Genomic DNA, 16,973 nt, shown 5'->3' with positions numbered 1-16,973 from the left:
GATTGGTGAGGTGACACAAAGCGATCGTGAACTCGACGAACTCGTCGGCGAATGGCTGACCCTGCGTGAGGCGGCCGCCCCGCTGGGCGTGAGCCCCAACCGCATCAAGACCCTCATCCGCGAGAACCGCCTGATGGGCGTGGTGCGCGGTGGTGAGCTCTCCATTCCCGCCGCCTTCCTGGACGGCCAGGACCTGGTCAAGGGCCTGCCGGGCACCATCGTGCTGCTGACCGACGCCGGATTCTCCACCGGGGAGGCCCTGCGTTGGCTGTTCACCCCGGACGACACCCTGCCGGGCACGCCGATCCAGGCCATGCGCGAGAACCGGGGCACCGAGGTCCGCCGCCGGGCGCAGGGCATGGCCTTCTGAGCCGTCCACGGCCCGGGGACGCACCACCTCGGTGACGTCCCCGGGCCGTTGGTTATGGTGGGGCGCGTGAGGACGAGCCACGGAACCAGCCTGCGCGAGCGCCTGGACGCATCCCTTCTGTACCTGTGCACCGACGCCCGGGCCGGGAGCGGTGATCTCGCGGAGTTCGCGGACGCCGCCCTGTCCGGCGGTGTGGACATCATCCAACTCCGGGACAAGGGGCTGGAGGCGCGCGGGGAACTGGCCGCCCTGGAAGTCCTGAGGGAGGCGTGCGAACGCCACGGCGCCCTGCTCGCGGTCAACGACCGCGCCGACATCGCCCGCGCGGTGCGCGCCGACGTACTGCACCTGGGCCAGCGCGACTTGCCGGTACCCCTGGCCCGCGACGTCATCGGCGCCGACCCCCTGATCGGCCGCTCCAACAACGACCCCGAGGCCGCCGCGCGATCGGCGGAGGAACCCGGGAGCGACTACTTCTGCGTGGGCCCGACCTGGGCGACCCCGACCAAGCCGGGACGCCCGGCGGCCGGGCTCGAACTGGTGGAACGCGCGGCCGCGCTGGGCACCGACCGGCCCTGGTTCGCGATCGGCGGCATCGACCTGGAGAACGTGGACCGGGTGCTGGACGCCGGGGCCACCCGCGTGGTCGTGGTGCGCGCCGTCACCGAGGCGCAGGACCCGCGAGCGGCAGCCAGCGCCCTCAAGGCCAAGCTCACCGCGCGACTCGCCTGAACGAACACCGACGGCCCCGGGACCCCGCACGGGACCGGGGCCGCTCCATGCCCTGCCCCTCCCAGGGATCGTCCTCGAGCCGGCGACCGCACGGGGCCAGGGCGTGGTTCTCGGGTGCCTTCGCCGACGGCGGCCTGGCCGCCAGCGCCGTAGGAGTTGGTGGGGACGGTGGTGAGCGACGTCGGGGCGGATCGATCCAGAAGAAGGGCCCTGTGTGTCCCCTCTTGGACGCACCGCCGGTGGCGGCGCGGCCGCCATCGATGTGAGCGTCCGTCTCCCCTGCTGTGCGCTGCCACGCGGGCTCCGCGGTGTCGCACGGTGGGACCCGACCGGGTGGCTGTCCGAGCTTCATCGGCGCACAGGCACATCCCGGTGGTGACGCGAGGACACCGCGCCGCAGGCGTCCGTCGAGGTTGGCGGCGGGCGGCGGGCGGGAGGAATGATCCGGTCAGCACGACTCAGGGGACCAGGAGCACCTTTCCCGGCACACGGCGGCCCTCAAGAGCGGCGTGTGCCTCGGCGGCCCGCTCCAGCGGCAGGATCAGCCCCACGTGCGGTCGCAGGTGTCCGGCCCGCGCCTCCTCCAGTGCGAGCCTGGTGAGGTCGCCTCGGTCCGTTCCCGGCCGCGCCTGCATCTCGTTCAGACCCAGGGCGGTGATCCCGCGCCGCTCGGCCTCGGTCGTGTCCACCTCGGCGAACGAGCCTCCGGCCGTGCCGTAGCTGAGGAACCGGCCGCCGTCGGCCACCGCCCCGAAGGAGGCCGATCCCAGCTCACCGCCGGCCCCGTCGATCACCACGGCGGCCCCGGCGCCGCCGGTGATCCCGCGCACCCGGTCCAGCCAGCCCGGCTGCGAGTAGTCCACGGCCTCCTCCGCTCCGAGGGACCGGGCCAGCGCCAGCTTCTCCGCGCCCCGGGCGGCGCCGATCACCCGGGCCCCCGCGAGACGGGCGAGTTGCACGACCAGGCTGCCTGCCCCGCCGGTGGCGGCCAGGACCAGGACCCAGGCATCCGGACCGAAGCGGGCGGCCCGCTCCAGCATCATCGCGGTCGCCCCGTCGACCATCAGGGCCAGGGCGTCGAGGGGGCGCAGCTCCTCGGGGACCCGGAGCAGCCCCTCGGCCGGGACGGTGACGCGGTCGGCGTATCCGCCGTCGTCCGTGCGGGTGAGGACCCGCGTGCCCGTCCAGGCCGGGTCGGTGCCGGGGCCGACCGAGGTGACCCGGCCGACCACGCTACCCCCGGGCACGTAGGGCGGGGCCTGGGGGAAGTGGCCCTGTGCGGCGCCGCTGCGGATCAGGGTGTCGAGGTAGATCACGTTGGCCGCCCCGACCTCGACCAGCACCTCGCCGGGGCCGGGTTCGGGGTCGGGCAGCTCCCGCGTCACCAGGACCTCCGGGCCACCGAACTCGTCCACTCGCACCGCGCGCATCTCCACCACTCTCCTTCGGCGGGGGAGTGTCCCCCGGAGCCAAGACTGGTTCCTCAACGAATGTTGAGGTCAAGGGCCGCCGTCCCGGACAAGGGGAACCGCCGCGCCCGGGGCACGGCGGTGGCGGGGGAGGGGGCGGTCAGCCCCCGACGTGGGAGAGGGCGCTCGGATGGCGGCGCAGGAACCCCTCGATGGACTGCGCCGGGTGCCCGGTCAGGTCGGGAACGACGGGCGAGACCACATCCAGCTCCCCGGCGGCGATGGCGGCGTACGAGGAGGCCCAGCCCTCGATCGCCCACTCGGCGGCCCCGCTCGGACGACGCGATTCCAGGGCCTCCTCCCAGGTCTCGGGCACGTACCGGACGCTCCGCCCGGTCAACCGGCCCAGCTTCTCCACGGTGGCGCCCACCGACAGCGACTCCGGCCCGGTCACGTCGTGTGTCCTGTCCTCCGAGGCCGCCGCCACCACCGGATCGGTCAGCACGGCCGCGGCGACGTCGGCCACGTCGTCGCGCGAGACCCACGCGACCCGGCCCTCCCCGGCCGGGCCGCGCACCACGCCCTTCTCGTCCACCCAACGGGGCAGCAGGTCCAGGTACAGGCTGGGTCTCAGGAACGTGTGGGACACACCCGTCGACCGGATGTGGGCCTCCGTGTAGAAGTGCGTGCGGGCGAACGTGAACGTGGACGCCGGGCCCGCGCCCAGGAACGACAGATAGACGATCCGTGACACACCGGCGCGGACCGCCCCGTCCACGGCGCTCAGATGGGCCTCCACCCGGTCCTCGGACTCCGTCGCCGAGACCAGGAAGAGCGTGTCCACGCCACGACAGGCCTTCTCGAAGGCGGCTGTGTCCTCGTAGACCGCCATCGCCGCGCTGCTCTCCGGGTACTCCGGAGCCCGGTTGATGTCGCGCACGATGAGGCGCTGAGCCAGTCCGAGCCGTGCGATCCGGGCGGCCACACGCCCGCCCAGCGCACCGGTGGCCCCGGTCACCCCTATGGTGTGGTTTGTCATGTGATCGTCGCCCATGGAAACCCATCCTGGGGTACGAGTGTCCACCGGTCGCTGACCGGCGCGCCCCTTTTTGCGCCCCCCGGTCAGGCGCTGGTGCGCTCTTGGTGCTCGTCCGCCCGGGGCGGTCCGGAGGGCTCCGCGACCGCCCTCGTCGAACGCCGGTAGGACAGCTTGCGCAGCAGCACCTCGGCCGGTCCGCGTCGTCCGGCGCGCTCCATGGCGTAGGCGCCCGCCACCGTGACCAGCCACACCGCGACCGCGTACAGGAACATCGTCCACGAGGTGAGGTACGCGGCCAGGCCCAGACCCCACGCGGCCAGGATCGGCGCGCACAGGACGGACTGCGCCAGGTAGGCGCTGAGGGAACGCCTGCCGGTGGCGCCCAGAGCGGTCACCACGACCCCACCGGTCCGGCCGCGCTCCTGGAGGCGGTGGGCGATCAGCGCGATCAGCGCGACGTACCCCAGGCCGCCGAAGAGCCCGGTCAGCATGTGCGGGAAGGCGAGCATGAGGCCCTGGGCGGCGTTCAGGTCCCAGACACCGACCTGGTTCAGCGCCTCGGGGAGGCCGCCGATCCAGCCGACGGCGATGCCGAGGACCGCCACCCAGCGCAGGGCCCGCAGGTTCTGACCGGGCTCCTCCAGGAACCCGCGGCGCGCGGCCCAGAAACCGATCAGGATCGCGGTGGGCACGACCAGGCCCAGCAGTCCCTGGCCGACGCTGACCAGGGGCCAGTTCGCCACCCGGTCCACGGCGGCGGAGGCGATGGACGGGTCACCGATGTTGCCCGCCATCTCGCTGATGTCGAAGCCGCCCGAGCCGCCGTCGGTCTCGCTGACGAACGGCAGGGCCAGGAGGCTGAACGCGCTGACCAACGTCATGAGCGAGGTCAGCACGGCGCCCCACACGATCAGGGTCACGTCCTTGCGCCGGAAGAACAGCCAGCCCAGGACCAGTCCGGCCACGCCGTAGGCGCCCAGGACGTCGCCCATCCACAGCAGCAGGGCGTGGAAGAAGCCGAAGACGATCAGCCACAGGTTCCGGCGGCGCAGCAGGGCGTTGACGCTCCTCACGTCGGCTCCGGCCGCCTCCTGGCGGCGGGCCAGCTGCATCATCCCGTAGCCGAACAGGAACGCGAACATCGGATAGCTGCGCATGTCCACGGCCATGATCGTGAAGAACTGGGCGACGGAGTCCAGGCCGCCCTCGGGGGTGGGATGCATGGTCGGGCCGTTGCTCGGGGCCGCCCACAGGTACCAGACGGTGTTGGCCAGGGCGATGAACAACAGCATGAAGCCGCGCGCGAGGTCGGGCGCCAACGCCCGCTCCGTGGCACCGGTCGGACCGAGCACGGGGGTCTGTCGGGACATGGGGAGGACTCCGGTGTCGAGATGTATCGTGAGTCTCGATTCAATCGGGAGTCAGGCAGAAGCCGCAACAGGTACCAGGCGTGAGAAAACCCCCGAAGTCGCCAGGGTTGACCCCTAGGGGCTTCGAGGGTGAGCGCCGGGGGTGGGTCGGTTCGACCCACCCGAGGCGGATCAGTGCGAGCGTCGCGTGGCCGCCACCACCAGGTCGCCGAGCGGCCCGCGGGCGGACGAGTCCAGCTCGGGGCTCTCCAGGGCGGCCAGCGCCTGGTCCGCGTACTCGGAGACCATCGACTCGCAGGCGGCCAGAGCCCCGGAGGACTCGATCAGGGCGCACATCCAGTCCACAGCCTCCACGGCGAGGTCCGGCGCGCCCAGCAGGCTCCGGAAGCGCTCGGCGTCGGCCGCGCCGGACCGGGCCAGGGTCTCGGCGACGACCAGGGTGCGCTTGCCCTCGCGCAGGTCGTCACCGGCGGGCTTGCCCGTGGTGCCCGGGTCGCCGAAGACCCCGAGCACGTCGTCGCGCAGCTGGAAGGCGATGCCCAGGGGGATGCCGTAGTCGGTGTAGACGCCGGCCAGCTCCTCGTGGCGCCCGGCCAGCGCGGCGCCCAGGTGCAGCGGCCGCTCCACCGTGTACTTGGCCGACTTGTAGCGCATCACGCGCAGGGCGGCCTCGCGGGTGGCGGTGCCCCGCACCTGCTCCAGGGTGTCCAGGTACTGACCGGCCATCACCTCCGTGCGCATCGCGTCGAAGGGGGGCCGCCCGGCCTGGAGCGTGTCCGCTGAGAACCCGCTGCCCTGGTACATCTCGTCCGACCAGGCCAGGCAGAGGTCGCCGATGAGGATCGCGGCGCCCTCGCCGAACCCCTCGCTGTCACCGTTCCAGCCGTGGTCGGCGTGCAGACCGGCCATGCGCTTGTGCGTGGCGGGCCGCCCGCGCCGCGTGTCGCTGTTGTCGATCACGTCGTCGTGGACCAGGGCACAGGCCTGGAGGAACTCCAGGGAGGCCGCGGCCCGCACCATGCGCTCGTCACCGGCGGTGCCGCCCGCGCCGCGCCATCCCCAGTAGGCGAAGGTGGGGCGCAGGCGCTTGCCCGCGGAGACCATCACCTCCAGGGAGTCCATGGCCGGGGCCAGTTCCTCCCCGATCTCCAGGAGCCGTTCGCGGTGCGAGGCGCAGAAGGAGGAGAGTTCGCGGTCCACGTCGGAGCGGATGACGGACACGGCTGAGGTGGCTGAGGAAGATGTGGAGACGGCCATACCCTGCACATTAGCGGCTGGTCCGCGCGAGGATGCCCCGGATCGAGGTAATGGGGTCCGGTCCCGGCAGAGGGGGCGAGTGAGACCCACTTTGCCCATAATGGGAGACAGTGTTGTCCAATGTGGCATTTGTTGTCTCGCATTATGAGAAATGGAGCCGGGTTCCAGTTTTTGTCTCAGAAAGTGGGACGCGGCGTCCGGTTGCGAGGGGGTCTCGCCTAAGGTTGATGCCATGTTGGCTGCACCGACCCGCCCCGTGGCGCCCCGAACCCCGGCTTCCAGGCCGCGTCATATCCGCGACCTCCTCGACTCGGGCGAGCCGATGTTCTCCTTCGAGTTCTTCCCGCCCCGCAACGCCAGGGCCCAGGAACGACTCTGGCGCGCGATCCGCGAGATCGAGGCCCTCGGCCCGTCCTTCGTCTCCGTCACCTATGGCGCCGGAGGCGGCACCCGCGACCTGACGGTGGAGACCACCGAGCGCATCGCGACCGACACCACCCTGATGCCGGTCGCCCACATGACCCTGGTGGACCACTCCGTCGCCGAACTGCGCCACCTCATCGGCCGCCTGGCCGACGCGGGCGTGTCCAACATGCTGGCCGTGCGCGGCGACCCGCCCGGCGACCCCGACGGCGAGTGGGTCCAGCACCCCGCCGGGCTCACCTACGCCGAGGAGCTGGTCCGGCTCCTCAAGGAGAGCGGCGACTTCTGCGTCGGAGTGGCGGCCTTCCCCTACAAGCACCCTCGCTCGGCCGACGTGGAGGTCGACACCGACCACTTCGTGCGCAAGTGCGAGGCCGGGGCGGACTACGCCATCACCCAGATGTTCTTCGACGCCGACGACTACCTGCGCCTGCGCGACCGGGTGGCCGCGCGCGGCTGTGAGGTGCCGATCATCCCCGAGGTCTTCCCGGTGGTGAAGCTCGCCTCCATCCCGCGCTCGGAGAAGCTCTCCGGAGCCCCGTTCCCCTCCGCGCTGGCCGAGCGCTTCCAGCGGTTCGGCGACGACGAGGAGGCGGTGCGCGCCTTCGGGATCGAGCACGCCCAGCGCATGTGCGAGCGGCTCCTCTCCGAGGGCGCCCCGGGCATCCACTTCATCACGTTCAACCAGTCCACGGCCACAAGGGAGATCTACCGCGAGGTCGCCGGGCACCGGGTCCGAGGAGCGGCAGCCGAGCGGCCATGATCGAGAAGGGCTGGTCGGGGGAGCCGGGGAACGAGAAGGACTCCAGCACCTCGACGAACCCGCACGAGCGGTAGAGGTGGCGCGCCGCGGTGGGTCCCGTACGGGTGGACAACACGGCGGTGCGCTCCGGCCTCCGCGCGCACAGCGCGTGCAGCAGGGAACGGCCCAGTCCCCGGTTCTGCGCGTCCGGGAGCACGTGGACCTCGGCGATCTCCAGCGGGTCCGTCAGGTACCGGCGCGCGTGCCGTGAGCGCCCATGCAGTCTCAGCCCCTCGGTGACGACGTCGTGCCACCACTGGCCCTCGCGGCCGTGGAAGGCGTAGGCGAAGCCGAGGGGTCGCTCGCCGTCCATGGCCACCACGCAACCGAACCCGGGGTAACCGGCGTGGGAGGCCATCACGGCGGCCCGCCCGGGGAGCTGGTCGGGCGGTGGGCGCATGGCCGCCTCGTAGATCTCCAGCAGGGCGGGCACGGAGTGGGTGAAGGCGGGGGGAGCGAGTTCGCGTAACTCGGTACGGGCTGCCACGCCCCCACACTAGGGCGTGTCCACCGGTCGCCGCTGGTCCTGGCGTGCGCCGTGCGCGCCGCTCCTTGACGAGTCCCCCGGGTGGAGTGTTAACTGTGCTCTGTCGAACACGAGTTCGACTGGCTCCGTCGGTTCGTCCGACGGGGCACGGCGCGGCCGGGTCGGGGAGGGGAAGCCCCTGCCCGGCCGCGTGCGTTCACGCGGGAGCGCCGTGCGGCGTTCCCGTGTCCGGACACACTGAAGGCCGGGTGTTCCCCCAAGGGGGCACCCGGCCTTCTCCCGTTCCGGGGGTTCCCGGAGCCGGAGATTCCTAGAAGGCGTCGACTGCGCGACGCGCCTCGGGGTCGAGGACGCCCCAGTTGATGAGTTCCTCGGTCAGGTCGCCGGGCGACTTGTCGTAGATGACCGCGAGTGAGCGCAGGTCCTCCTGACGGATGGACAGCACCCGCCCGTTGTAGTCGCCCCGCTGGCTCTGGATGGTGGCGACGTAGCGGGAGAGCGGGCCCGCCTTCTCCTGTGGGAGCTGCTGCATGCGCTCCAGATCGATGACCAGCTTGGGTGTGGGCCCAAGGGGTGTGGGGGCGGCGCCGCCGGGCAGCAGCTCCGACATCGGCACCCCGTAGAAGTCGGCCAGTTCGGCCAGCTTCTGAACGGTGACGGCACGGTCACCGCGCTCGTAGGAGCCCACCACGACGGCCTTCCAGCGTCCGTGGGACTTCTCCTCCACCCCGTGAAGGGACAGGCCCTGCTGGGTGCGGATGGCACGCAGTCGCGCACCGAGGGACTTGGCGTATTCGGATGGCATTTTCTTGTCGCTCCCGGCCGTGACGGTGGCTGGCGTGAGTGGGGAGACGTCCGCTCGTACTCGGCGGGCCGCCTGAGCGGTCCAGCGGATGGTCACGGGGTGCAACCCCACCCGGTAGTGGTTACAGACAGTGACGGTAGAGGGGGGCTGGTGTCCAGGTCAAGCTGTTGGTGTGAAACGCGACTAATCAGTGGCCAAACCGTGCGTAGGTGAGACGCCTCTCATTTTGGGAGAAGTGGGGGCGAGTGGGGCACGCACGGAGGGCGGAAAGCCCGTCCCTACAGGGAATTTCGCGTTTCATCCGAATGGTGTGCAAATCCGGAGTGTCATGATACGGATACTCTTAGCTGGGCAATCATCGACGGTCTTTGTGATCAGCATCACACTGACAGTCTCGGAGCGTGGAACGCGCCAGAGGGCCTCACCGTCCGCGCTGGTAGCGTGGCTCCGATCGACATCCTTTAACGACCTGTTCTGTGAGGCAGGGAAGGGGTCACTACTTTGCGTGCGCGAAAACCAACCAGGGGTGACACGGGTACTGGTGTCCCCGCGCCCTCACCCGAGGTACCGGAAACCCCCGACGTACCCGAAGGCACCAGAGCCGTCCTCGACGGCAACGAGATCAACCGGGCCCTGACCCGCATCGCCCACGAGGTGCTCGAACGCACCAAGGGCGGCGAACACGTCACCCTCCTGGGCATCCCCTCACGGGGCGTACCGCTCGCCGAGCGCCTGGCTCGCCGCATCGAGCGTGTCGAGGACCTCAGCGTTCCCCACGGCTCGCTCGACATCACGATGTACCGCGACGACCTGCACCTGGCCCCGGCCCGCGCCCTGGGCCGGACCGCGATCCCCACGGGCGGCCTCGACGACCGCGTGGTCGTCCTCGTCGACGACGTCCTCTTCTCCGGCCGCACCGTCCGTGCCGCCCTCGACGCCCTCGGCGACCTCGGCCGCCCCCGCGCCGTCCAGCTCGCCGTCCTCGTCGACCGGGGCCACCGCGAACTCCCCATCCGCGCCGACTACGTGGGCAAGAACCTGCCCACCTCCCTGCGCGAGAGCGTCACGGTCCTTCTGTCCGAGACCGACGGCCAGGACGCGGTCCTCCTCGGTCCCTCGAAGCCGCGCTCCGGCGCGGTCGCGACCTCGGCCGACACCAAGGAAGGGGACGCCTGATGCGCCACCTGCTCTCCACCGGCGACCTCAGCCGCGACGAGGCCACGCTCATCCTGGACACCGCCGCCGAACTGGCGCAGGTCGGGGACCGCTCCGTCAAGAAGCTGCCCACCCTGCGCGGGCGCACCGTGGTCAACCTCTTCTACGAGGACTCCACGCGCACCCGGACCTCCTTCGAACTGGCCGCCAAGCGCCTGTCCGCCGACGTCATCAACTTCTCGGCCAAGGGCTCCAGCGTCTCCAAGGGCGAGAGCCTCAAGGACACCGCGCTCACCCTCCAGGCCATGGGGGCCGACGCCGTGGTCATCCGGCACAGCGCCTCCGGCGCCGCCCACCGCCTGGCCCACTGGGTGGACGGCTCCGTCCTCAACGCGGGCGACGGCACCCACGAACACCCCACCCAGGCCCTGCTGGACGCCTACACCATGCGTGACCGCCTGGGCCGTCTCGACGGCCTGCGCGTGGCCGTGGTCGGCGACATCCTGCACAGCCGGGTCGCCCGCTCCAACGTGCTGCTGCTCACCACCCTGGGCGCGCACGTCACCCTGGTCGCGCCGCCCACCCTGCTGCCGGTCTCGGTGCACACCTGGCCGTGCGAGGTCTCCTACGACCTCGACGAGGTCCTGCCCAAGTCCGACGTGGTCATGATGTTGCGGGTCCAGGCCGAGCGCATGCGCGACTCGTTCTTCCCCTCCGTCCGCGAGTACAGCCGCAACTACGGCCTCGACGGCGAGCGCCTGGGCCGGATGCCCTCCGACGCGATCGTCATGCACCCCGGTCCGATGGTCCGCGGCATGGAGATCTCCGCCGAGGTCGCCGACTCCCCGCGCTGCACCGTCACCGAGCAGGTCGCCAACGGTGTCAGCCTGCGCATGGCCGTGCTCTACCTGCTGCTCGGCGGCTCCTAGGAGCACCGGCCCCCGAACACGCGAGAGCCGCCGGAGCGAGCCGCGCTGTTCGGGGCCCCGCCCAGGCCGCCCCACGAAACTCACGAAACACGAGAAAGCCGACACCCTCATGCCCGAAAACACCGGACCGTACCTGATCAGGGGCGCCCGCCCGCTCGGCGGTGACCCCGTCGACCTGCTGTTCGTCGACGGCCGTATCGCCGGGATCGGCCCGGACCTGGAGGCCCCCGAGGACGCCCTGGTCGTGGACGCCACCGGTCTGGTCGCCCTGCCCGGACTCGTGGACCTCCACACCCACCTGCGCGAACCCGGCCGAGAGGACGCCGAGACGGTGGCCTCGGGCTCCCGCTCGGCCGCGATGGGCGGCTACACCTCCGTACACGCCATGGCCAACACCGACCCCGTCGCCGACACCGCCGGAGTGGTCGAGCAGGTCTGGCGCCTGGGCCGCGAGGCCGGGTACTGCGATGTGCGCCCCGTCGGTGCCGTCACCGTCGGACTCGCCGGTCAGCAGCTCTCCGAGATCGGCGCCATGGCCGACTCCGCCGCGCAGGTCCGGGTCTTCTCCGACGACGGCATCTGCGTCTCCGACGCCCTGCTGATGCGGCGCGCCCTGGAGTACGTCAAGGCGTTCGACGGCGTCATCGCCCAGCACGCCCAGGAACCCCGCCTGACCGAGGGCGCCCAGATGAACGAGGGCTGCGTCTCCGACCGCCTCGGCCTGCCCGGCTGGCCCGCGGTCGCCGAGGAGGCGATCATCGCCCGCGACTGCCTGCTCGCCCAGCACGTCGGCTCGCGCCTGCACGTGTGCCACGTCTCCACCAAGGGCTCGGTCGACATCATCCGCTGGGCCAAGGCGCGGGGCTGCGACGTCACCGCCGAGGTCACCCCCCACCACCTGCTCCTCACCGACGAACTGGTGGAGGGCTACGACCCGATCTACAAGGTCAACCCGCCCCTGCGCACCGCCGAGGACGTCCAGGCGCTGCGCGAGGGACTGGCGGACGGCACGATCGACATCGTCGCCACCGACCACGCCCCCCACCCCGCGGAGGCCAAGGAGACCGAGTGGTCCAACGCCGCCATGGGAATGGTCGGGCTGGAGACCGCGTTGGCGGTCGTGCAGCGCACCATGGTCGACACCGGCCTGCTCACCTGGGCCGAGGTCGCCGATCGCATGTCCACGGCACCCGCCCGCATCGGACGGGTCAGCGGACACGGCCGTGAGCTCACCGTGGGCGAGCCCGCCAACGTCGTCCTGTACGACCCCGCGGCGCCGGTCGACGTCGACGGCGCGGCCATGGCGTCCAAGAGCGACAACACCCCCTTCCGGGGCATGACCCTGCCCGGTCGGGTCCGCGCCACGTTCCTGCGCGGCGCGCCCACCGTCCTGGAGGGGAAGATCAATTGAGTACACCGAACGCAGTGAACGCCCAGGCCGAGCCTGGTGCGGCAGAGGGGGAAAACGTGTCCGAGGAGACCGGCGGTCCGGCGATCCTGGTGCTTGAGGACGGTCGTGTGTTCCACGGCCGCTCCTTCGGCGCCACCGGCGAGACCTTCGGGGAGGCCGTCTTCAACACCGGGATGACCGGCTACCAGGAGACCCTCACCGACCCCTCGTACCACCGCCAGATCGTGGCGATGACCGCCCCGCACATCGGCAACACCGGGGTCAACGACGACGACCCCGAGTCCGGCCGGATCTGGGTGGCGGGCTACGTCGTCCGCGAGCCCGCGCGCATCCCCTCCAACTGGCGCGCCCAGCGCACCCTCGACGAGGAGCTGCGCCGCCAGGGCGTGGTCGGCATCGCGCTGACCGGCACCCGGGCCCTCACCCGCCACCTGCGCGACCGGGGCGCCATGCGCGCGGCGGTCAGCAGCGTGGAGAGCGACCCCAGGGCGCTGCTCGCCCGCATCCTCGAGCAGCCCCGCATGGCCGGTTCCGACCTCGCCGCCGAGGTCAGCACCGAGGCCGCCTACGAGGTCCTGCCTCCCCAGGGAGTCGAGACCCGCCTCCATGTGGCCGCCGTCGACCTCGGCATCAAGGCCATGACGCCCCAGCGGCTGGCCGAGCGCGGGTGCAGGGTCACGGTCCTGCCCGCCACCGCCGCGGCGGTGGACATCCTCGCGTTGGACCCGGACGGCGTCTTCTTCAGTAACGGCCCCGGAGACCCCGCCACCGCCGACCGCTCGGTCGACGCCATGCGCGGGGTCCTGGACGCCGGGAAGCCGCTCTTCGGCATCTGCTTCGGCAACCAGATCCTGGGCCGCTCCCTGGGCCTGGGCACCTACAAGCTGCCCTTCGGCCACCGAGGCGTCAACCAGCCGGTCATCGACACCCGCACCAAGAAGGTGGCGATCACCAGCCAGAACCACGGCTTCGCCGTGGACGCCCCGCTCGACGCACCCTTCGACACCCCCTACGGCCGGGCCGAGGTCAGCCACATCGGCCTCAACGACCAGGTCGTCGAGGGCCTGCGGCTGCTGGACCGACCCGTGTTCAGCGTCCAGTTCCACCCGGAGGCCGCCGCGGGCCCCCACGACGCGTCCGAGCTCTTCGACGAGTTCGTCGACCTGATGTCCGCCCAGCCCGCACCGGCTGCCAAGTAGTAAGAGGAACAGAGCATGCCGCGCCGTAGTGATCTTTCATCCGTCCTCGTGATCGGCTCCGGCCCGATCGTGATCGGGCAGGCGGCCGAGTTCGACTACTCGGGCACCCAGGCCTGCCGTGTCCTGCGGGCCGAGGGCCTGCGGGTCATCCTGGTCAACTCCAACCCGGCCACGATCATGACCGACCCGGAGATCGCCGACGCCACGTACGTCGAGCCGATCACCCCCGAGATGATCGAGAAGATCATCGCCAAGGAGCGCCCCGACGCGCTCCTGCCCACCCTGGGCGGGCAGACCGCGCTCAACGCCGCCGTCGACCTGCACGAGGCCGGGATCCTGGCCAAGTACGACGTCGAACTGATCGGCGCCAACATCGACGCCATCCAGTCCGGCGAGGACCGCGAGGTCTTCAAGGGGATCGTCGAGCGCATCGGCGGCGAGTCCGCCCGCTCGCGCATCTGCCACGACCTCCAGGAGTGCCTGGACGCGGCCGAGGAACTCGACTACCCGGTCGTCGTGCGCCCGTCCTTCACCATGGGCGGCGCCGGTTCCGGATTCGCCCACAACGAAAACGAGCTCCGCCGCATCGCGGGCCAGGGCCTGGCGCTCTCCCCGACCACCGAGGTGCTCCTGGAGGAGTCCATCCTCGGCTGGAAGGAGTACGAGCTGGAGCTGATGCGCGACACCAACGACAACGTCGTGGTCGTGTGCTCCATCGAGAACCTCGACCCCATGGGCGTGCACACCGGTGACTCCATCACCGTGGCCCCGGCCATGACCCTCACCGACCGCGAGTACCAGAAGCTGCGCGACATCGGCATCGCGGTCATCCGCGAGGTCGGCGTGGACACCGGCGGCTGCAACATCCAGTTCGCCGTCCACCCCACCACCGGCCGGGTCATCGTCATCGAGATGAACCCCCGGGTGTCCCGCTCCTCGGCCCTGGCCTCCAAGGCCACCGGCTTCCCGATCGCCAAGATCGCCGCCAAGCTGGCCGTCGGCTACACGCTGGACGAGATCCCCAACGACATCACCAAGGAGACCCCGGCCAGCTTCGAGCCCACGCTCGACTACGTGGTCGTCAAGGTCCCCCGCTTCGCCTTCGAGAAGTTCCCCGGCGCGGACCCCACCCTCACCACCACCATGAAGTCGGTGGGCGAGGCCATGGCCATCGGCCGGTCCTTCCCCGAGGCGCTTCAGAAGGCCATGCGGTCGCTGGAGAAGGCCGGTGTCGGCCTGACCTGGGCCGGGGACCCCGGCGACAAGGACGAGCTCCTGCGCCGCTCCGCCCAGCCCACCGAGCACCGCCTCCGCCAGGTCCAGCAGGCCCTCCGTGCCGGTGCGACCGTCGAGGAGCTGCACGAGGCCACGAAGATCGACCCGTGGTTCCTGGACCAGATGCTGCGTCTGGAGGAGACCGCCCGCGCCCTGGCCAGCGCGCCCAAGCTCGACGCCGCCCTGCTCCGCGACGTCAAGGGCCTCGGCTTCTCCGACGTCCAGATCGGCGAGATCACCGGCAGGCCCGAGGACGTCGTCCGCGAACTCCGCCACGCCCTGGGCATCCACCCCGTCTACCTGACCGTGGACACCTGCGCGGCCGAGTTCAAGGCGGAGACGCCGTACCTGTACTCCAGCTACGACGAGGAGACCGAGGTCCCCACCGGAGACCGGCCCAAGATCATCATCCTGGGATCGGGCCCCAACCGGATCGGCCAGGGCGTGGAGTTCGACTACTCCTGCGTCCACGCCTCCTTCGCCCTCTCCGAGGCCGGGTTCGAGACCGTCATGGTCAACTGCAACCCCGAGACCGTCTCCACCGACTACGACACCAGCGACCGGCTCTACTTCGAGCCGCTCACCCTGGAGGACGTCCTGGAGGTCGTGCGCGCCGAACAGGCCGCCGGACCGGTCGTCGGCGTCATCGTCCAGCTGGGCGGCCAGACCCCGCTCGGACTGGCCCGCCGCCTCAAGGACGCCGGGGTGCCCATCATCGGCACCAGCCCCGAGGCCATCGACCTCGCCGAGGACCGGGGTGAGTTCGGCAGGGTCCTGGCCGAGGCCGGACTGCCCGCGCCCAAGTACGGCACCGCCTACTCGTTCGAGCAGGCCAAGGTCGCCGCTGACGAGATCGGTTACCCGGTCATGGTCCGCCCGTCCTACGTGCTGGGCGGCCGGGGCATGGAGATCGTCTACAGCGAGCGGATGCTCGCCGACTACATCGAGCGCAACGCCGAGGTCAGCCCCGAGCACCCGGTCCTGATCGACCGCTTCCTCGACGACGCCATCGAGATCGACGTCGACGCCCTCTACGACGGCAAGGACCTGTACCTGGGCGGCGTCATGGAGCACATCGAGGAGGCCGGCATCCACTCCGGCGACTCGGCGTGCACCCTGCCCTCCATCACCCTGGGCAGCGAGGACATCGAGCGCATCCGCTACTCCACCGAGGCCATCGCGCGGGGCACCGGGGTCCGGGGCCTGCTCAACGTCCAGTACGCGCTGGCCTCCGGAGTCCTCAACGTCCTGGAGGCCAACCCGCGCGCCTCCCGCACGGTCCCGTTCGTCTCCAAGGCCACGGCCGTGCCGCTGGCCAAGGCCGCGGCGCGCGTCATGGCCGGGAGCAGCATCGCGGACCTGCGCGCCGAGGGCATGCTGCCCGCCAAGGGCGACGGCGGCGACATGCCCGCCGACGCCCCGGTGTCGGTGAAGGAGGCCGTGCTGCCCTTCAACCGGTTCATCAACAAGGAGGGCGAGGGCGTCGACACCGTCCTTGGCCCCGAGATGCGCTCCACCGGTGAGGTCATGGGCCTGGACACCGGGTTCGGCCCGGCCTACGCCAAGTCCCAGCTGGCGGTCAACGGAGACGTGCCCACCCAGGGCAAGGTGTTCGTGTCGGTCGCCAACCGGGACAAGCGCTCGATGATCTTCCCGGTCAAGCGCTTGGCCGACCTCGGCTTCGAGATCCTGGCCACCGAGGGGACCGCCGTGGTGCTGCGCCGCAACGGCGTCCACGCCACCGTGGTGCGCAAGCACAGCGCGGGCACCGGACCCAACGGCGAACGCACGATCGTGCAGCTCATCCACGACGGCGGAGTGGACCTGATCGTCAACACCCCGTTCGGCAGCGCGGGCCAGTCCGGTCCTCGTCTGGACGGATACGAGATCCGAACCGCGGCCATCTCCCGCGGGGTGCCCAGCGTCACCACCGTGCAGGGCCTGGCCGCCGCCGTGCAGGCGATCGAGGCCCGCGTTCGCGGCGACCTCGGGGTGCGCTCCCTCCAGGAGCACTCCCAGTCGCTCACGGAGAGCCGCCGGAACTCCTAGGCTGTAGAAGTCCGGGTACCGCCGGGCCGACCTCCCGCAGCAAGTGCGGGACGAGTCGAGCCGTCGGCGAGGAACGAGCCAGGCGTGGACGAGGATGCTGTGCTCGCCTCAACCCACATCCCCGGCAGTTCCGGGTACCCGGACAGTGAAGCCGAGTTCCAGAGAGGCCACCACCAGACATGAGCGACAACGGACCGGTGCAGACCAGGTGCCCCGTGCTGAACGTGCGCAGGGTGGACGCCTACTACGCCATCACCGTCG

Annotated in this window: 14 protein-coding genes; 8 read left to right on the top strand and 6 right to left on the bottom strand. The window is 71.1% G+C overall.

Features of this window, described 5'->3' with window-relative positions; translation table 11 throughout:
- Positions 1 to 10: 10 nt before the first annotated feature.
- Together ADX84_RS00070 and thiE are read left to right on the top strand one after the other, a co-directional pair.
- Positions 11 to 370: an Rv2175c family DNA-binding protein gene (locus tag ADX84_RS00070; RefSeq protein WP_026129616.1), complete on the top strand. Its 360-nt coding sequence runs from the start codon at positions 11 to 13 to the stop codon at positions 368 to 370.
- Between the two features lie 66 nt (positions 371 to 436).
- A complete protein-coding gene (gene thiE / locus ADX84_RS00065) occupies positions 437 to 1,102 on the top strand; it encodes a thiamine phosphate synthase (protein ID WP_049565515.1) in 666 nt (221 codons plus the stop codon).
- 458 nt (positions 1,103 to 1,560) lie between these two features.
- Here thiE and ADX84_RS00060 read toward each other — a convergent pair whose 3' ends face one another.
- From ADX84_RS00060 to ADX84_RS00045, 4 genes are all read right to left on the bottom strand, one after another.
- Positions 1,561 to 2,532: a zinc-binding dehydrogenase gene (locus ADX84_RS00060; protein ID WP_049565736.1), complete on the bottom strand. Its 972-nt coding sequence runs from the start codon at positions 2,530 to 2,532 to the stop codon at positions 1,561 to 1,563.
- Positions 2,533 to 2,671: 139 nt separating this feature from the next.
- The gene (locus ADX84_RS00055) at positions 2,672 to 3,565 is read right to left on the bottom strand and encodes an SDR family oxidoreductase (RefSeq protein WP_049565511.1); all 894 of its coding nucleotides are present in this window, start codon (positions 3,563 to 3,565) and stop codon (positions 2,672 to 2,674) included.
- Between the two features lie 68 nt (positions 3,566 to 3,633).
- On the bottom strand, positions 3,634 to 4,920 hold the full coding sequence (locus tag ADX84_RS00050; protein ID WP_049565508.1) for a DUF418 domain-containing protein: 1,287 nt from the start codon (positions 4,918 to 4,920) through the stop codon (positions 3,634 to 3,636).
- Positions 4,921 to 5,091: 171 nt separating this feature from the next.
- Positions 5,092 to 6,177 (bottom strand): polyprenyl synthetase family protein, encoded by a 1,086-nt coding sequence (locus ADX84_RS00045; RefSeq protein WP_199776436.1) that lies wholly within the window; start codon positions 6,175 to 6,177, stop codon positions 5,092 to 5,094.
- Between the two features lie 256 nt (positions 6,178 to 6,433).
- Between ADX84_RS00045 and metF the strand changes: the two genes are divergently transcribed.
- A complete protein-coding gene (metF, locus tag ADX84_RS00040) occupies positions 6,434 to 7,363 on the top strand; it encodes a methylenetetrahydrofolate reductase [NAD(P)H] (RefSeq protein ID WP_049565506.1) in 930 nt (309 codons plus the stop codon).
- Here the strand turns inward: metF and ADX84_RS00035 are convergent.
- The gene (locus tag ADX84_RS00035; RefSeq protein ID WP_049565503.1) at positions 7,281 to 7,889 is read right to left on the bottom strand and encodes a GNAT family N-acetyltransferase; all 609 of its coding nucleotides are present in this window, start codon (positions 7,887 to 7,889) and stop codon (positions 7,281 to 7,283) included. The two genes, metF and ADX84_RS00035, sit on opposite strands and share 83 nt — an antisense overlap.
- Positions 7,890 to 8,199: 310 nt before the next feature.
- Complete coding sequence (locus tag ADX84_RS00030) at positions 8,200 to 8,694, bottom strand: transcriptional regulator (protein ID WP_013154123.1); 495 nt, start codon at positions 8,692 to 8,694, stop codon at positions 8,200 to 8,202.
- Between the two features lie 501 nt (positions 8,695 to 9,195).
- Between ADX84_RS00030 and pyrR the strand changes: the two genes are divergently transcribed.
- The 5 genes from pyrR to carB all read left to right on the top strand — a co-directional run bounded on the left by pyrR (position 9,196) and on the right by carB (position 16,712).
- Positions 9,196 to 9,870: a bifunctional pyr operon transcriptional regulator/uracil phosphoribosyltransferase PyrR gene (gene pyrR, locus ADX84_RS00025; RefSeq protein ID WP_049565496.1), complete on the top strand. Its 675-nt coding sequence runs from the start codon at positions 9,196 to 9,198 to the stop codon at positions 9,868 to 9,870.
- Positions 9,870 to 10,778, top strand: a complete 909-nt coding sequence (locus ADX84_RS00020; RefSeq protein ID WP_017546558.1) for an aspartate carbamoyltransferase catalytic subunit — start codon at positions 9,870 to 9,872, stop codon at positions 10,776 to 10,778. The genes pyrR and ADX84_RS00020 overlap by 1 nt, the downstream gene beginning before the upstream one ends.
- 109 nt (positions 10,779 to 10,887) lie before the next feature.
- The gene (locus ADX84_RS00015; RefSeq protein WP_049565485.1) at positions 10,888 to 12,189 is read left to right on the top strand and encodes a dihydroorotase; all 1,302 of its coding nucleotides are present in this window, start codon (positions 10,888 to 10,890) and stop codon (positions 12,187 to 12,189) included.
- Positions 12,190 to 12,245: 56 nt separating this feature from the next.
- Positions 12,246 to 13,388, top strand: coding sequence for a glutamine-hydrolyzing carbamoyl-phosphate synthase small subunit (gene carA / locus ADX84_RS00010; protein ID WP_049565482.1), 1,143 nt, complete (start codon positions 12,246 to 12,248; stop codon positions 13,386 to 13,388).
- Between the two features lie 15 nt (positions 13,389 to 13,403).
- Entirely contained in the window at positions 13,404 to 16,712 is a 3,309-nt protein-coding gene (gene carB / locus ADX84_RS00005) for a carbamoyl-phosphate synthase large subunit (RefSeq protein ID WP_049565480.1), read from the top strand.
- The last annotated feature ends 261 nt before the right edge of the window (positions 16,713 to 16,973 follow it).

The organism is Nocardiopsis sp. SBT366, assembly GCF_001083815.1.
Taxonomy (GTDB): domain Bacteria; phylum Actinomycetota; class Actinomycetes; order Streptosporangiales; family Streptosporangiaceae; genus Nocardiopsis; species Nocardiopsis prasina.
This window is presented reverse-complemented; position numbering and strand designations above follow the sequence as displayed.